The following is a 15,531-nucleotide window of genomic DNA, read 5'->3' as shown; positions in this document are numbered from 1 at the left end:
GTCTGGCTTTGTCTGGTGCTGACGCTGACCGCCGTTCCCGGCTTCGCGACACCACTGGACGACTATGTAGCCAAGCCCGACGATACGTATCGGTATTCCGTCGAGAACACGGTGCACGGCAGCGGGCCAGGCGCCACATACACTATCTATCAGGTCAAGATGACTTCCCAGCGCTGGCGAACCATTGCGGAAGTCGACCAACCGGTCTGGTGGCATTGGTTGCAGATCGCCGTTCCGGACGTGCTGACGAACGACGTGGCGCTGCTGGTCATTGAAGGCGGCTCGAATCGCAGCAAGCCGTCGAACATCGAACCCTACGCGGGCATGCTCGTGGGCGCCACCGGCGCGGTCCTGGCGTTTCTGCAGCAGGTGCCGAACCAGCCCCTGCGCTTCTCGGATGAGACGATTGAGCGCCGCGAAGACGCAATCATCGCTTATAGCTACGACAAGTTTCTCAACACGGGCGACCCTTCCTGGCCCCTGCTGTTGCCCATGGTCAAGAGCGCAGTCCGCGCCATGGACACGGTGCAGGCCGTCCTGCGCGATAAAGGCGTCACGGTCGAGCGGTTCATGGTGGGCGGCGGCTCGAAACGCGGCTGGACCACCTGGCTGACCGCCGCCGTCGACAAGCGGGTCATGGCCTGTGTGCCCATCGTTATCGATGTACTCAACATGAAAGTGCAGATGGCCCACCATTTCATGGCCTACGGCGCCTATTCCGAAGCCGTGCATGATTACGTCGACAAGAACGTATTCGGGCGCTTCGGCACGCCGGAAGCCGATAGACTGCTGGAGATTGTAGACCCCTACCAGTACCGGCAGCGGTTCACCATGCCCAAATTCCTTATCAACGCGACAGGCGACGAGTTCTTCGTTCTCGATTCCTCGCGGTTCTACTACGACAGCCTGCCCGGGCCAAAGCTGCTGCGTTATTTCCCCAATTCCGGACACGGCATCAACGCTGACATCTCGGCGGCCATGAGCCTGGTTCAATTCTATTCCGCGGTCACGAAGGGTCTGCCGCTGCCCGAATACTCCTGGACCTTCGGGGCGGATGATTCCATACGCGTGCAGACCGACGGCACGGAGGCCAGCGTCGCGCTCTGGCAGGCAACAAACCCGGCCGAACGCGATTTCCGCTGGTTTGACGGCAAAGGCCCGCAGTGGTCCAGCACGCCCCTCTCCCCCGTTGCCGAGCGCACCTACGAGGCACGGGTGGACCGCCCCGCACGGGGCTGGACCGCCTTCCTCGTCGAACTGAGCTACCCCACGGGCCTCGTGCTTACCAGCGAGGTGCGCGTCGTTCCCGATTGCCTCCCCTACGAGGACCCCGACGCCGACGGGCAGATAAACCGTTACGACGAGGACGACGACAACGACGGGACCGCCGACGTGAAAGACGGCTTCCCCTGTGACCGCGACGACAACGGCGTCCCGGACGCCTATGAGACCGCCCTTACCGGACGCCGCGTCGAAAGAGGCGCGCCGCGCGCGCAAAATACGTGGGTGGGACTGCTTATTCTGGGCGGCATCTTTGCGGGACTGGCCGTCGCGGCCGTAATCATTCTGCGCCGGTTGACCTGAAATTCCTGCCCGCCATCAGGTCTTCTCCGCCAGGAAATTCAGGTCCGCGCCCAGATGCGCCTGCATGACGTACTGCGCATGCAGTCGCGCATAACCCCGTTCCGGTAGCGGAGGCGGTGAAAACCGGGCGCGGCGCCGGGCAAGTTCCGCTTCCTCAACAAGAAGGTCGATACGCCTGCCGGGCACGTCGAGTTCGATGAGGTCCCCGTTCTCAACCAGCGCAAGCGGGCCGCCCACGGCCGCCTCGGGCGCACAGTGCAGGACGCACGCGCCATAGGCCGTGCCGCTCATCCGCGCGTCGGACACACGGACCATGTCTTTTACCCCTGCTTGCGCCAGCGGCCTGGGAATCGGAAGCGACCCGGATTCCGGCATGCCCGCACCTACGGGACCCGCATTGCGCAGCACCAGCACGTGGTCCGGCGAAAGGCCCAGCGCAGCGTTATCGATTTGCGTCGCGGCGTCCTCGGCGGAGTCGAACACCGCCGCGGGGCCGCGGTGCCGCAGCAGGTGCGGCGACGCCGCGGCGGCCTTGATGACGGCTCCGTCCGGCGCGAGTGTGCCGCGCAGGGTCACGAGCGCGCCCGTGCCGCCCAGCGGCTGCTCGAGCGTGCGAATCGTGCCCTGCCACGCGCCGGGCTTCGCAACACCGCGCAGGTTCTCCCCCATCGTCGCGCCTGTAATCGTCGCCGCGCTGCCATCGAGCAGCGGTTCGAGCGCCTTTAGCAACACGGGCATGCCCCCTGCTCTGTCGAAATCTTCGAGGTACCCGCTCCCCGCCGGTTTGCAGTCCACCAGCAGCGGCGTGTTTTCCGAGGCGCGCTGGAAATCGTCCAAGGTCAGGGGCACACCTGCGCGGCGCGCAATGGCCGTCAGGTGGATGATAGCGTTCGTCGAGCCGCCGAGGGCCATCAACACGGTCAACGCATTTGCGAACGCGGCGCGCGTCAGGAGGTCGCGCGGCCGCACCTGTTCTCGCGCCACCGCCACGGCACGGCGCCCCGACATCACCGCCTGCCGCAGCCGGGCGCCCGTCCCAAACGGGGCGGACGCGCCGCCGGGCAGCATGATTCCGAGCGCCTCCGCCATGCAGGCCATCGTCGAAGCGGTGCCCATGACCATGCAGGTACCGCCGGTAGAACACAGCGCCTGCGTGATCCCCGACAGCTCCGCTTCGTCAATCTCGCCCGCACGGAAACGCGCCCATTGCCGCCGGCAATCCGTGCATGCGCCAAGCCGCTCGCCGCGATACGACCCTGCGCGCATCGGGCCGGTGACCACCGCAATCGCGGGAAGGTTCACCAACGCCGCGGCCATCAACTGCGCGGGCACCGTCTTGTCGCAGCCGCCCAGCAGCACTACGGCATCCATGGGATACGCCCGCAGCATTTCTTCCGTTTCCATGGCCATGAGATTGCGGTAAAACATGGCCGTGGGCGCAATCAGGATTTCGTGCAGCGAGGACGTGGGAAAGGCAAAGGGAATCCCGCCCGCTTCGAGCACGCCGCGCTTTACCGCCTGCACCAGCGCGGGCATCTCGCGGTGGCAGGGGTTATAGTCCGAACTTGTGTCCGCGATACCGATGACGGGGCGGTCTGCGTCGTGGGCATCGTAGCCCGCCGACGCCAGGAACGCCTGGCGCAGAAAGCGGCTGAAGCCGCGGTCTCCATAGGACGTGAGATTGCGGTCGAAACCGCCCGGTTTCGTTCCTGGCATGGCATTCCCCTCGTGACATTAGTGGCGTTTGCGGCAGCGTACACGCCGCGTCCCTGCGAATTCCATTCCGCCCTGCTATAATGCCGCACAACACCCGAGGCAGTCCGATGCGTATTACCATCTTCAACGGAAGTCCGCGCATGGAGCGCGGCAATACCTGCCGCATGACCGCCGCATTCACCGAGGGCGCCGTGGCGGCCGGCGCGGAAGTGGAACAGGTGCTGCTCGCCAAGAAGACAATCCGCCCTTGCCTCGGTTGTTTCGGCTGCTGGACCAAGCGTCCCGGCGAATGCATGCAGCAGGACGACATGCGCGAACTGCTCCCGCTGGTCGCCGCGTCCGACCTCGTTATCTTCGCCACGCCGCTCTACGTGGACAACGTGACCGGCATCATGAAACTCTTCATGGACCGGCTGATCCCGCTCGTATCGCCCTATTTCGAAAAAGACCCCGACGGCGAATACCGCCACCAGCGGCGACTGGAGAAAGTCCCCCGTCTGGGCGTCATCGCCAACTGCGGACTGCCCGAGCAGAGTCAGTTCCAGGTTTTGCGTCTGTTGCTCCCGCGCGTCGCGCGCAACCTGCAATCCGAACTCGTCGCAGAGATCTATCGCGCCGAAGGCGAATTGCTCGGCTCCAAGAGCCTCGTTCTACGGCCTTTCTTGAACCGGTACTGGAAACTCCTGCGCCGGGCCGGAGCAGAAGTCGCCCGCGACGGGTGCCTCTCCGAACAGGCGCAACACGCGCTCGAAAAACCGCTCGTGCCCCCGGACCTCTACATGCGCGGCGCCAACAAGCACTGGGACCGCATGCTCGCGCAGCGGGAGGAAGCCTGACACGACAGGCGCCACCTCCCTCTCCTTTCGTTATCATTCGGCCACCGGCGCGATGCCGTCCGCGGTGACGCGGACCCGTTGCGCCAGGAGCGGCATGGACTGTTCGGCGTTCATGTAGGTGAGCAGGACCACGTCGGGCTCGACTTCGATGGCACAGCCCATCGCCCAGACGGGGTAGTCGATCACGGTGCCCGCGTCCCAGTTCAGGCCGCCGTCGCGGCTGATATTTACGGCATAATGCGGGTACCGGTGCGCGCACAGGAGCGCGCCGCCGGCCGTGCGGACCATGCATTGGGCGTAACCGGGGAACGTGGCACGTGCCGCGGCGTCCCATGCAGCGCCCGCGTCGTTCGACCAGCACTGCCACATGGTGGGGCTGTACACGGGCCGGACGAGCACCATCACCGTGTTTCCCATGGCAACGGCCGTCGGTTCGGTCAGGTCGAGCGAGCCGGGGATTGTGCCGCGCGCCTTGCCGGTCCACGACGGCTGGTCGATTTCGATGGGCGCGGACCAGTTCAGCCCGCCGTCGCTGCCGCGGATGACAAACGCCTTGCAGTGGGTCGCGCTCCACGTGAGCACATCGGTAAACGTGTCGTTCTCTTCCTTCACTCCCCCCAAGAGAAAGCGCAGCAGTGTGCCGTCCGCGGTCTCGACGATGGGGCCGTAGGGCACGAGGTTCCTGGGCTGCGCGGGCCACGGTTCCGCGACCTGCGCGGGAATGGGGCCGGACCACGTGGCGCCATCATCCGCCGATTCAGCCATGGATATCTCGGGTACGGGTTTACCCGACGCCTCCTGGGTGCGATAGATCATCGCAATCAACCGCTTGCCTGCCGTGCAAAACAGGGTGCTGCCGTAATCGCTGAGCGGGCCGAGTTGCCCGGGCAGGGGTTGCGGGTCGCTCCAGGTGCAGCCCTTGTCCGTTGAGCGGATATACACGTTTTCGGCGGCAAGGAGAACGTCGCCATTCGGCGTGACGCAGCCGGTGGGCATGGTCTTGCTCGACAGCGCGAGCGGGAACGCATGCGCGGGAGCCTGAACTGATGAGTTCCAAGCTGGGGGTGCAGTCGCGTTGCCCTCGATGCTGATATTGCGAAACGCGTACCAGCCGTATCCCGCCAGTCCGACACAGCCGTCCTTGTACGAGTCGTCGTCAACGCTGAGCGCGCGGCGTCCGTCCACCCAAACCGCGATGCGGGATTGGCAGGCCTCGACTCTCACGTGGTACCAGCGGTCCGTTTCGCTGGGCACGCCCGGCACCCATTCCATCGCGAGGTTGCGCAGGTATCCGTCGCCGTCGGCCTTCGCAACAGCGGCCCAGAAATGTTTGGCGCGCAATTGCTGCCCGCCCCACGGAAACCAGACGAAATAGAAATGATTGGGATCCGTTGCGCGAAGAACGAGCCCCGCGCTGCCCGTGCCCGTCTCCCGATAGCTGCCGTTGAACTCGAATTCCGCCGCAAGGTCGCCGTAGGCGCGTTCCGTGTGAAACGCACGGCTGTGCAGGTTGCGCAGGTCGGGAGGCCGGATGAGGCCCTCGGCGTCTTCGCCCCAGGCGTCGCCGGAGAAGTCCCATTCTCCTTGAGAAAGGCTTAGCTTCTCCGCGCGCGCCGACGGATGTGGCGCGCAGGATTGCGCGATCCAATTGGCGGTCCACGCTATGGTATCCGGCTCGTTATCGATGGTCAAAAAGACGGCGCCGTGGACACGGCCCGCGCGAACGAGCGCCAGCGCGTTGGAACACTGCGTTTCGAGCAAGTCTTGCGGTATCGAGCGGCCTTCGCCATAGTCATGCAGGTAGAGTCCTGCAACAATGGGCTTTCCGGGGGCCATTTCCGCGCATTTTGCCACGTTCTTCTCCAAATCCACGACGTCTCGCGCGTGCCAGGTCCACAGGTTGATGACATCCAGCTCGTACAGATAGTCCTGCATCCCGGGCCGGTCCAGGTTCATCGTGTAGACGACGCCCCAGACCTTGATCCGGTCGTGGTCCTCGCCAAGCTCTTCGCGGATGTGCCGGATGTGTTCCGGCTTGAAACCCCTGTCGACGGAGATAGTGCTCATATCGTCCAGCAGCACGCCCTCAATTCGAGGATAGGCCGCCGCCAGGCGCCTGACCCGCGCTATGGTCTCTGTGTACAGGAAGGGACGGTCCTCGCCCTCGCCGTCCGGGGTAATCTCCCACACGACGCGAGCAGCGCCGGCGACTCGCTGCATGAGCGCGTCGGCCAGCGCGCCGTCGTTCGGCATGCCGCTGCCGGCCATGATGATGTTCGGGACACCCAGCAGCGCCGCGCGTTCGGCGGGGTCCGCCTGTGCGAAGGTAGCGAACGTGTGCGAACCCTCTGTGGTCATCTCCGGATTGCCCCATACCCAGAGCATGTCGCGAATGGGCGGCGTTGCGGCGTCTTCGCTCCGGGCTTGCAGACTGTATTGAGTCAGGAGAACAACCAGAACAAGAATGAGTCGGCCCGCGGTTTTCATTGCCATAACACTGTTTTCCCTCTCGAACATGTTCTTCCGGCGCCTGCAACCGTTCCGGCGTCATGAGTCGAAGCATGCATCGCGGTTTCCGCAAAATGCAAAGCGGCCGTGCGTTCAGGCACACTTCCGGAAGCAGTTCTTCGCGCGGGCCGGGAATCAGCTTCCCGAACGGGCATCTGGCCCGGCGGAATGGAGAAAGGGTTTCGCGATGAAACGTTATGCAATCCTGGCTGTTCTGTTGTCGTGCTTCGCCACAGGGACGTTTGCCGTGGAAGAGGGCGCGTCCTATGCGCGGGGCGGCTACACGGGGCCGTATCTGGTAACCGATTTCACGGACCCGGGCTTCGGCGTGTCGGGCCCGGCTTCGTTCAGCGGCGGCGTGCTGCGGGTCGATTTCAGCGCGGGCGATGCCGCGGCGCTGAATCATTCGTTCTCGCTGTTGGGAAGACCGGAATCGCTGGAACTTGTCGTTCGCGGGGGACATGAGGGCAACATCGTGTCGATGACTATCGGGTCCCATTTCCAGACCTTTACGCGCACCATCGGCGCGCTCAACGGCAAGGAGGCCATAATCCACGCGCCCGCGCCGCCGGAAGGCTGGGCCCATGGCGGTGGCGAAAACGACGGCGTCGCTCGGGACCCGTTGCGTATCCAGCGTATCGAGTTTGGCCGGGGCGGCGCTCCCGCCGAACCGGTCGAAATCCAGCTGGTGTCTTTGCGCTGCACGACGAAAACACCCCGGGCACGCGCTGTCGACATTCGCGTCCGGCTTGTCGAACAACCCGCGTCGGACGCGTCCTTGCGCGCCTTTCTCGTTACAGGGGTGGTGCGTAACCTGCTCGACACGCCGCTTGAAGGCGCGGCAACGCTGACGGCGCTTGATTGGGAAGGGAACCTGTTCGATGAATCGCGGCAGCCCCTCACGGCGCCGGCCGCTGGTGTGCCGGTTTCCCTGGGACACACCTTCATGGCCCCCTTGGGCGCACCGTTTGTCGAGGCGCGCCTGACCTTCGAAGCGCCGGGCCAGCGCGCCGCCGTTTGTTCGGCTACCTGCACCGCGCATTGGGACGACCCGGGCAACCCCACACTCCAGCCGGAATCGCCCTGGGGCATGGGCGTGTACCTGTACCGTTATCCGGGTTCGCCGGACGGTCTCGCGCTTATGGACGAGGCGGCGGCGTTGGCTCAGGCGGCGGGCGTGCGCTGGACGCGCGAGGAATTCAACTGGGGACACATCGAAACCGCGCCTGGCCAGTACGATTTCGGCTTCCACGACAACGTCGTGGATACAGCGCGCCGCCACGGTATCAGCGTGTACGGCATGCTCGGTTATTGGTCGACTTGGACTGAGCCTTATACGGAAAAGGGCATCGAAGACTATTGCGCGTTCGCGCGCGCCACGGTGCGGCATTTCAAGGACCGCGTCAAACACTGGGAAATCTACAACGAGCCGAACATCTTCTTCTGGAGCGGCCCGCGCGAATTGTACACCGTAATGGTCAAGCGGGCGTATGCGGCGATCAAGGAAGAAGACCCCGAAGCACAGGTGCTCGCCATCTCTACAGCGGGTGTCGATATCGATTTCATCCGGAAATGCGTCGAGGCGGGCGCGTCGTTCGATATACTCACTGTGCATCCCTACCGCGGCAGCCTCGTTGACTCTGTCTTCCTCGCTGACTTGAAAGAAGCCTCGAAGACCGCGGGCGATAAGCCCGTCTGGATCACGGAAATGGGATGGTCCACTTATGTCGGCGGCGCGTCCGAACGTGACGCGGCCGCACTGCTTGCACGGTGCTATATGGGCGCCGTTGCGTCGGGCGTGTGCGATAACGTGAGCTGGTATGACTTCCGGAACGATGGCTACGATGTCTACTACAACGAAGAGAACTTCGGTGTGCTCCATAACGACCTGCGCCCGAAACCCGCGTATCGCGCGCTCGCGACCGTGTGCCGCACGTTCGCCCAAGGCCCGCTGCGCGGCCGCGACGATTTCGGCGAGGGCGTGTTTGCTCTGGAATCGGATACAGCGATTGCGCTTTGGACCTCAGACAAGGAAGTCGTTGTCCGTTGCCGAGTCCTGTCCGGCGGTCCGCAGGTGAAGAACCTGATGAGTGAAACCCTGCCAGCTCTGCTTGACGGTGATTGGCTGACCCTCACGCTCAAGCCCGGCATGCCGGTGTTTGTTTCAGACGCAAAGTTGGGTCTATAGCATTTCTTGAACGCATTCTGGTTCATAACAGTATGCGAACGAACACCCCCGGGAGTGATCAGGCTCCCGGGGGACAATGCCGCAGGTTCTCTTACTTCGTAAATGCGATATTCACGGACCCGTCGCCGGGAATGAAGTTCTCTCCGTTCGCCGACAGGTACAGCGTACCCTCCGTGGGCGTGTTGAAGAAGTCGATTTGCACCTGGCCGCCTTTGGACATGCCGCGCCCAACGGGAATCAGCATGTAGGCCGTGGGCGAGAACTGATACGCCGTCACCTCGGCGTCTTCTTGCTCATAGGCGAGTAGCACGCCCAGCCGACTCAGGTCCAAAATGGAGAATATGCCTGAAAGACTGAAGTCGTTCGGGTCGCTGGTCCAGATTTCCAGGGTAGGGTCGCCGATCACGTGGTAGAGGAAGAATTCGTTACGCACTTCGTTCGGGCCCGTCCATAACGCGATATTCACTTGCGAGAGCAGATACATTTTGCCGTGGATGAGAATGTCGCCCAGGCGGCGCTTGGAAGTGTTGCTCCCATATGTTGGTATCGCGTTCGGGAAGATGGCGTCGAAAAACCCGCGCGCGAGCACGCTGTTGGGCCAGCTTGGGCTGACGCGCGTGTCGCCAATCACGCCGACCGCGCCACCGTCCGCCTTGCGCAGCAGCTTTTCGGCGAAGTAGACGCCGCCCATCGACGTGCCTTCGGCGCCGCCGGAAGTCTCGTTGTCAAAAACACCGCTCGAACAATTCACGCTGAAAACCACCGGCGTGAACGCGCCGTTCGTCAGGCTGTCAATGCTTCCGGTGTCAAAAGGCGGGTCACCCCAGCCCCACGGCGACCCGTGATCGCGGTGAAACACGAGGAAACTGCCGTCGTTGATCGCGTCGATTACGTCGTCCGTTTCGGCGTCCCAGGCAAAACCACTGCCCGGCGCGATTGCCGTGGGGAGCAGCGTGCCATCAAAGTAACGTCTCGGCGTTGCATCTTTGTTATACTCGCCGTCGATCGTTTCCGTATACAAGCGGGCCACGTCATATCCGGCGTTTACAAGCGCCGGACGCACACTCTCCGGCATCTCGATGAATGTGCGCTGGTCCGTCCCGGCCTGCGCAACGTCCGTACGGCAACACTGGAATTGCGCTGCGAAGGTGATGTTCTTATAGAACTCGTCCTCGAAGAACAGACTACCGGGCGGTGTCTTCTCGTAGTTGATAATCTTCTGGACGACCGTGTTGGCCTGACTGAGCGTATCCACCGGAATGCGGCCCAGCGCGAAGGTTGGCAATAGGTCGAACGTGATGCCCAGCACTTCGATGGGAATGACCGCATACGGATGGTCGGTGCCGATCATGACGCCGCTGTCGCCCGCTTTTGGCTGATAGAACGGCGGAATGAACTCCGCGTCGCCAAGCAGCAGGATGTAATGGGGCTTGATCAGAGCATCCGCGTAGTGGCTTTCAATGAACGCGTCGATCTCTTCGCGCGTATCGCGGTCCGTAATACCTGAACCCGTCCCGCATTCGTAAACGTTCGTCATGATCCCCTTCTGATTCTTCCACGCTGCCAGCGTGTCGGCGGCATCGCGGAAATCCGGATGCGTCAGGATCATGTATTCTTCGCCCACATTAATCCACTGCGTGAAATCGGGGATGAGGTCGGCGACGTTAACCGCCGTACTATTGAGCAGGCCGCCCGTGAACACATCGCGCTTGGCCTCAAAGGGGTCCCGCGTCCAATCGGGCTCAAACCCGGCCGGGCCATTTGAGAACGTGATATTGAGGTCCACTTTGTCGAATAGCTGCACCGCGTCCGAAATCGGGTTGTACTGGCCGCAATGCACGATAACCTGGTAGATGTCCATGCCGCGCATGCGTCCGAGCGGCGCCAGCGAGACCGGATTTGGCGGGTAAGGCCGGTCAACTTCATAGATCTGCGGGTTCAGATAGAAGGGTTGGTTCGCGAACTGCGGATCGACGAACGGGCCCGCCGGGTCGACCGGCTGAATACTGTTCGGCAGCAGGTTTGCCTGAAAACTCTCACCCGGCGTTACGTCCGCGGAAAAATCCACGTATGCGCCCGGCGGCACGGCGATGAGGTCCACTATCGCCGGAATGGCCGGCGCCCCTGGTTCGCCCGACTCGGGCTCGAGCCCGGGAATGAACAACTGCGTGAAGCTTTCGCCGTCCTGTACGGCGGGGAGCAGGCGCGGCGCGCCGAAATCAAAGCTTGCGTCCAGCCCGGTTTCGTCCTGTACCGGGGCTTCTGCAAGCGGTTCTTTGCCCACTTCCGGATAGCTCGCGCAGCCGCCGCCGTCCCCGTTCGACTGCACCATGTCCCATTGCAGCAGGTGGCCAAGCGCATAGAGCGTCTCAGCGGCATTTCTCGACGGTTCGTCTTCGGCGCGCAGCTCCTGCGCCAGCGCAAGAAACTGCTCCAGTGTCTCCGCGGCCTCGCATGGCTTATCGGTGACAAACAGCACCTCGACCTGCGTCAGAATATCATCCATCTGCGATTCCGTATCCGGGTCAACGGCTTCGTCCGGTTGCCTGCCCAGGAAATCGCCTACCTCGGCGATGCTCTCCGGCACGGTGTCGGCCACTTCAAGCGGCTCGAAAAGCGGATTGAATCCGTCTTCCGTGCCAGGATCGTAACCGTACCCTTCGGCGTTATACATTTGGATGAAGCGCAGCAGCTCATTCAGCGAAACATCCCAGTCCTGCGCATCGTAGTCGATGTCATGCGGCACACAGGATGTGTCTCCCGGGCCCGGCGTGAAGCCGTCCTCTGTCCCCGGAAGGCAGGCTAGCCCGTTTGAATTGTAGAACTGGATAATTCGCAGCAACTCCGTCAAGGAAATTCGATAGTCTTTGGAAGTATCTCCGGTGTGATACGCCATTGCGGAAAAAGAGCAGGCAATCCCAACAATGGCCACCAGAACGCGCCGCTGTGTTCCGAAATGCACCCTACCCCTGGTCAATTGCATAAACCTCATCCCTTTTGGTTTGCGGGGCACAGATGCCTCTGCCCCTAATCATCCAACACGCGTGAACACACACTCGAAATCATGAGACTGCACTGCTTGCCGATGCGTACGACAAAAATCGCACCTTTCGCTATTGCCGCAGTTTCCAAGACAAGCCGTGTAATCTCACACGACTAAATCAACATGCGCCGCACTTGCTTTGTTCCAGCACACCTGTTTAGATGGACAACATCGCTCTATTCACAGCCACATGCCGCAGGAGGATGGTTGCGTGAGACAGCAAATGGGAAGTCTTTCGGTGCGCGCGATGTTCGTGTTCTTCGCGCTATTCATGGTCTTCATAACGGGCTCGACGGAAGCGCTCGACCTGCACGTAAAGAACGGCGGAAACGATGCCGAACCGGGAACACTGGAAGCGCCCCTGGCAACCCTTGCGGGCGCGCGGGATTGCATCCGCCGCATGCGCGCGGAAGGCTCGCCGTCGATGGACGAACCCATCGCCGTCCACATCCACGCGGGCGAATACGAAATGCCGGATGGCCTCGACCTGGAAGCGCAGGACTCCGGCGACACGAACGCGCCCGTGACCTACGCGGCGGCTACGAGTGAATCGCCAGTGCTTCTGGGCGGACGCCGGTTGCCGTGGGACGCGTTTCATACCGTCAGCGACGCGGCGATTCTTGACCGACTGCCGCCAGAATCGCATGGCGGCGTTCGTTGCGCGGAGCTCAAGCCACTGGGTATGGCCGATTACGGCGAGATGCCCGACGCCTATCGAACGCCGCCCGCTGTACCTGAACTCTTTTTCAACGGAGCGCGCATGACGCTGGCGCGATGGCCAAACGGCGACGAATGGGCCATCGTCGGGGACGTTGTGGACAGCGGACCCGCGCCGTGGCGCAATTTCCAGTCGCCGGGCACGGGGACTTTCGTATTCGAGAACGACCGGCCCCTGCGCTGGCGGAACGCGCCTGCTGTGTGGCTCTACGGCTACTGGTGCTTCGACTGGGCCAGCGAAACCATACGGGTAAAGACCATCGATCCCGAGAAGAAGACGATCACCCTCCGCCAGCCGCACGTGTACGGTATCGGGTCGGGCAACCCGGGCGGGCGGCGCTATTGCGCGTTGAACCTGCTCGAAGAACTCGACGCGCCGGGCGAGTATTTCCTTGACCGCGACACAGGGCAGTTGTATTTCTGGCCGCCGGAACCGGCGGCCGAAATCGTATTGTCGCTCGCCGCCGAGCCGCTCCTGCGCCTGAACGGCGCGTCGCACGTGACGCTCAAGGGAATCGAAATTGCCTGTACCGCGGGCGACGGTATCCGCGTCGCCGGCGGCGAGCAAGTGCACGTCGAATCGTGCAACGTGCGCAATACCGGGCTCGCGGGCATTGTCGTTCAGGGCGGCAGGAGCCATCGCGTTACCGCGTGCGACATCACGGAGACCGGTACCGGCGGCCTCATGATGAACGGCGGCGACCGCAAGACGCTCACGCCCAGCGGCCACGAGGCCTGCGACAACCGCATCTGGCGCGTGGCGCGGCGGCAGCGCACGCACGCGTACAACGTGCAACTCGGCGGCGTGGCCATTCGTCTCGCGCACAATCTCATTCACGATGCGCCGCACCAGGCCATCGGCATCGGCGGCAATGATCACGTCATCGAGTTCAACGAAATTCACCACATCTGCATGGAGTCCGACGATTGCGGCGCGTTCTACATGGGCCGCAATCCGTCGGAACGCGGCACCATCCTCCGCTACAATTACTGGCACGACACCGGCGGGCCGCGCTCGCACGGAAGCTGCGCCGTCTATTTCGACGACGGGTCCGGCGGCCAGATGGTCTTCGGCAACGTGTTCCAGCGCGCGGCAGGCGGAAGCTTCGGCGCGGTATTCGTGCACGGCGGTCATGACAACCGGGTTATCAACAACGTGTTCCTCGATTGCACGCGGGCCATCCGGCAGGTACCGTGGAATGACGGCCTTTGGCGCGAATGGGTCCACGGCGACTTGTGGCGGCAACGGCTGCTGGACGAAGTCGATATCACACAGCCGCCCTATGTCGACCGGTACCCGGAATTGAAAGGGTTCCTGGACTTCAACGGCGAGCCGCGCGTGAACTACGCGGAGCGCAATGTCGTTGTGCGCTGCCCCGCATTCCTTGAGGGCTCGTGGACCGAAAGCAACAACTGGATCACCGATTCCGATCCCGGTTTCGCCGATATGGAGGCAAACGACTTCCGTTTCAAGCCGGATGCAGTGGTCTTTCAACAGATTCCGGGCTTTGAAGACATCCCCTTCGGCGCAATCGGCCCGCGCCGCCCGGTGGACGGCAAGCTTTAAAGAATCCGCCGCGGTCTCACAGCAGAATATTCACGTACTTGGCCGTCGTGTAGTATTCGATACCTTCGCTGCCGCCTTCGCGGCCGAAACCCGACTTCTTCACGCCGCCAAACGGGATTTCCGCCGTCGCGATGATCAGGTTGTTAACGCCGACCATGCCCGCCTCGACGCGTTCCGCGGCAAGGAAGGCCGTGCGCATATTCTGCGTGAAAATGTAGGCCGCCAAGCCGTATTCATTCCCGTTGGCTTGGGCTATCGCGTCGTCGAGGTCCGAGAACGCGGCTATGGGCGCAACGGGGCAGAACGGCTCTTCTTTCATAATGCGCATGCCTGGATTAACGTTCGTGACCACCGTCGGGCGATAGTAATAGCCGCGCGGAAACTCGGTAGCGCGCTCGCCGCCGCACAATACCCGCGCGCCCTGCGCCACGGCGTCCGCGACCAGCGCTTCCGTCGCCTCCAAACGCCGTTGGTTCGCCAGCGGGCCGACGTCCGTGGCGGGATCGCGCCCGTCGCCCAGACGCAGGCTCTTCGCAACCTGGACAAACCGCGCGATGTAGCGTTCGGCGACCGATTCCTGCACATAGAAGCGGCTTGCAGCGATACAGACCTGCCCGTTATTACGGAACTTGCCGCGCGCGCATATTTCGGCGGCTTTCTCGACGTCTGCGTCCTCGAACACGAGCACCGGCGAGTGCCCGCCCAGTTCCATCGTGCAGGGCTTGACGCCTTCCGCGCACAGCCGCAGGATTTCCTGTCCCACCGGCACGGAACCCGTCAGTGTCACCTTCCGAATGACATCGCTTTGAATCAGATGCCGGCAGATCATCGAGGAGTTGCCGGTCACGACATTGACGACGCCTTTCGGGATTCCTGCGTCGTGGCAGGCCTGCGCAATGCACAACATGGTGCGTGGCGCCTCCGAAGCCGGCTTCACAATGACGGAACAGCCCGCCGCGACCGCGGGCGCGACCTTGCGCGACGGCAGCAGCGCCGGAAAATTCCACGGGCTGAACGCGGCCACCGGCCCGACCGGCTCGCGCAACACCAGAATTCGGTGCGCGCGCGAATGCGCGTCGACGACACGGCCATAGATGCGGCGGGCCTCGTCCGCATACCACTCGAACTGGTCCGCCGCCGCATTCACCTCGCTGCGCGCCTCCGCGAGAGGCTTGCCCTGTTCCTCCGTCATGACGGCCGCGATATGATCGCACCTTTCGCGCATCAGTTCCGCGACCCGGCGCACCCTTGCGCTGCGCGTCCACGCGTCCACCTCGCGCCAATCGCGCCATGCGCGGTCCGCCGCGGCCAGAGCCCTGTCGAGGTCCGCCACTGTTGCCTTCGGCACCGTGCCGACGCATTCTTCCGTCGC

General features: G+C 63.0%; 8 protein-coding genes. 4 read left to right on the top strand and 4 right to left on the bottom strand.

What is annotated here, in order from left to right; all coding sequences use genetic code 11:
• The coding region (locus KA184_18980; protein ID MBP8131669.1) for a PhoPQ-activated pathogenicity-related family protein at positions 1-1,584 on the top strand (1,584 nt) is incomplete at its 5' end.
• A gap of 15 nt (positions 1,585-1,599) precedes the next feature.
• On the opposite strand, the gene KA184_18975 is transcribed toward KA184_18980, so the two are convergent.
• Positions 1,600-3,300 carry a dihydroxy-acid dehydratase gene (locus KA184_18975; GenBank protein ID MBP8131668.1) on the bottom strand — a complete coding sequence of 567 codons (1,701 nt, stop codon included), beginning with the start codon at positions 3,298-3,300 and terminating at the stop codon, positions 1,600-1,602.
• 107 nt (positions 3,301-3,407) lie between these two features.
• Here KA184_18975 and KA184_18970 point away from each other — a divergent pair, with 107 nt between their 5' ends.
• The gene (locus KA184_18970; protein ID MBP8131667.1) at positions 3,408-4,136 is read left to right on the top strand and encodes a flavodoxin family protein; all 729 of its coding nucleotides are present in this window, start codon (positions 3,408-3,410) and stop codon (positions 4,134-4,136) included.
• Between the two features lie 33 nt (positions 4,137-4,169).
• On the opposite strand, the gene KA184_18965 is transcribed toward KA184_18970, so the two are convergent.
• Positions 4,170-6,629, bottom strand: coding sequence for an exo-alpha-sialidase (locus KA184_18965; protein ID MBP8131666.1), 2,460 nt, complete (start codon positions 6,627-6,629; stop codon positions 4,170-4,172).
• 202 nt (positions 6,630-6,831) lie between these two features.
• Between KA184_18965 and KA184_18960 the strand changes: the two genes are divergently transcribed.
• Complete coding sequence (locus tag KA184_18960) at positions 6,832-8,832, top strand: beta-galactosidase (GenBank protein MBP8131665.1); 2,001 nt, start codon at positions 6,832-6,834, stop codon at positions 8,830-8,832.
• A 91-nt stretch (positions 8,833-8,923) separates the two neighbouring features.
• On the opposite strand, the gene KA184_18955 is transcribed toward KA184_18960, so the two are convergent.
• Positions 8,924-11,578 (bottom strand): hypothetical protein, encoded by a 2,655-nt coding sequence (locus KA184_18955; GenBank protein ID MBP8131664.1) that lies wholly within the window; start codon positions 11,576-11,578, stop codon positions 8,924-8,926.
• A 508-nt stretch (positions 11,579-12,086) separates the two neighbouring features.
• Here KA184_18955 and KA184_18950 point away from each other — a divergent pair.
• The gene (locus KA184_18950) at positions 12,087-14,159 is read left to right on the top strand and encodes a right-handed parallel beta-helix repeat-containing protein (GenBank protein ID MBP8131663.1); all 2,073 of its coding nucleotides are present in this window, start codon (positions 12,087-12,089) and stop codon (positions 14,157-14,159) included.
• 16 nt (positions 14,160-14,175) lie between these two features.
• Here the strand turns inward: KA184_18950 and KA184_18945 are convergent.
• Positions 14,176-15,531, bottom strand: a 1,356-nt coding sequence (locus tag KA184_18945) for an NAD-dependent succinate-semialdehyde dehydrogenase (GenBank protein ID MBP8131662.1), incomplete at its 5' end; no start/stop codon positions are given.

The organism is Candidatus Hydrogenedentota bacterium, from assembly GCA_018005585.1.
Lineage (GTDB): Bacteria > Hydrogenedentota > Hydrogenedentia > Hydrogenedentales > JAGMZX01 > JAGMZX01.
Note: the sequence above shows the minus strand (reverse complement) of the source record. Positions and strands in the feature narration are given on the sequence as shown.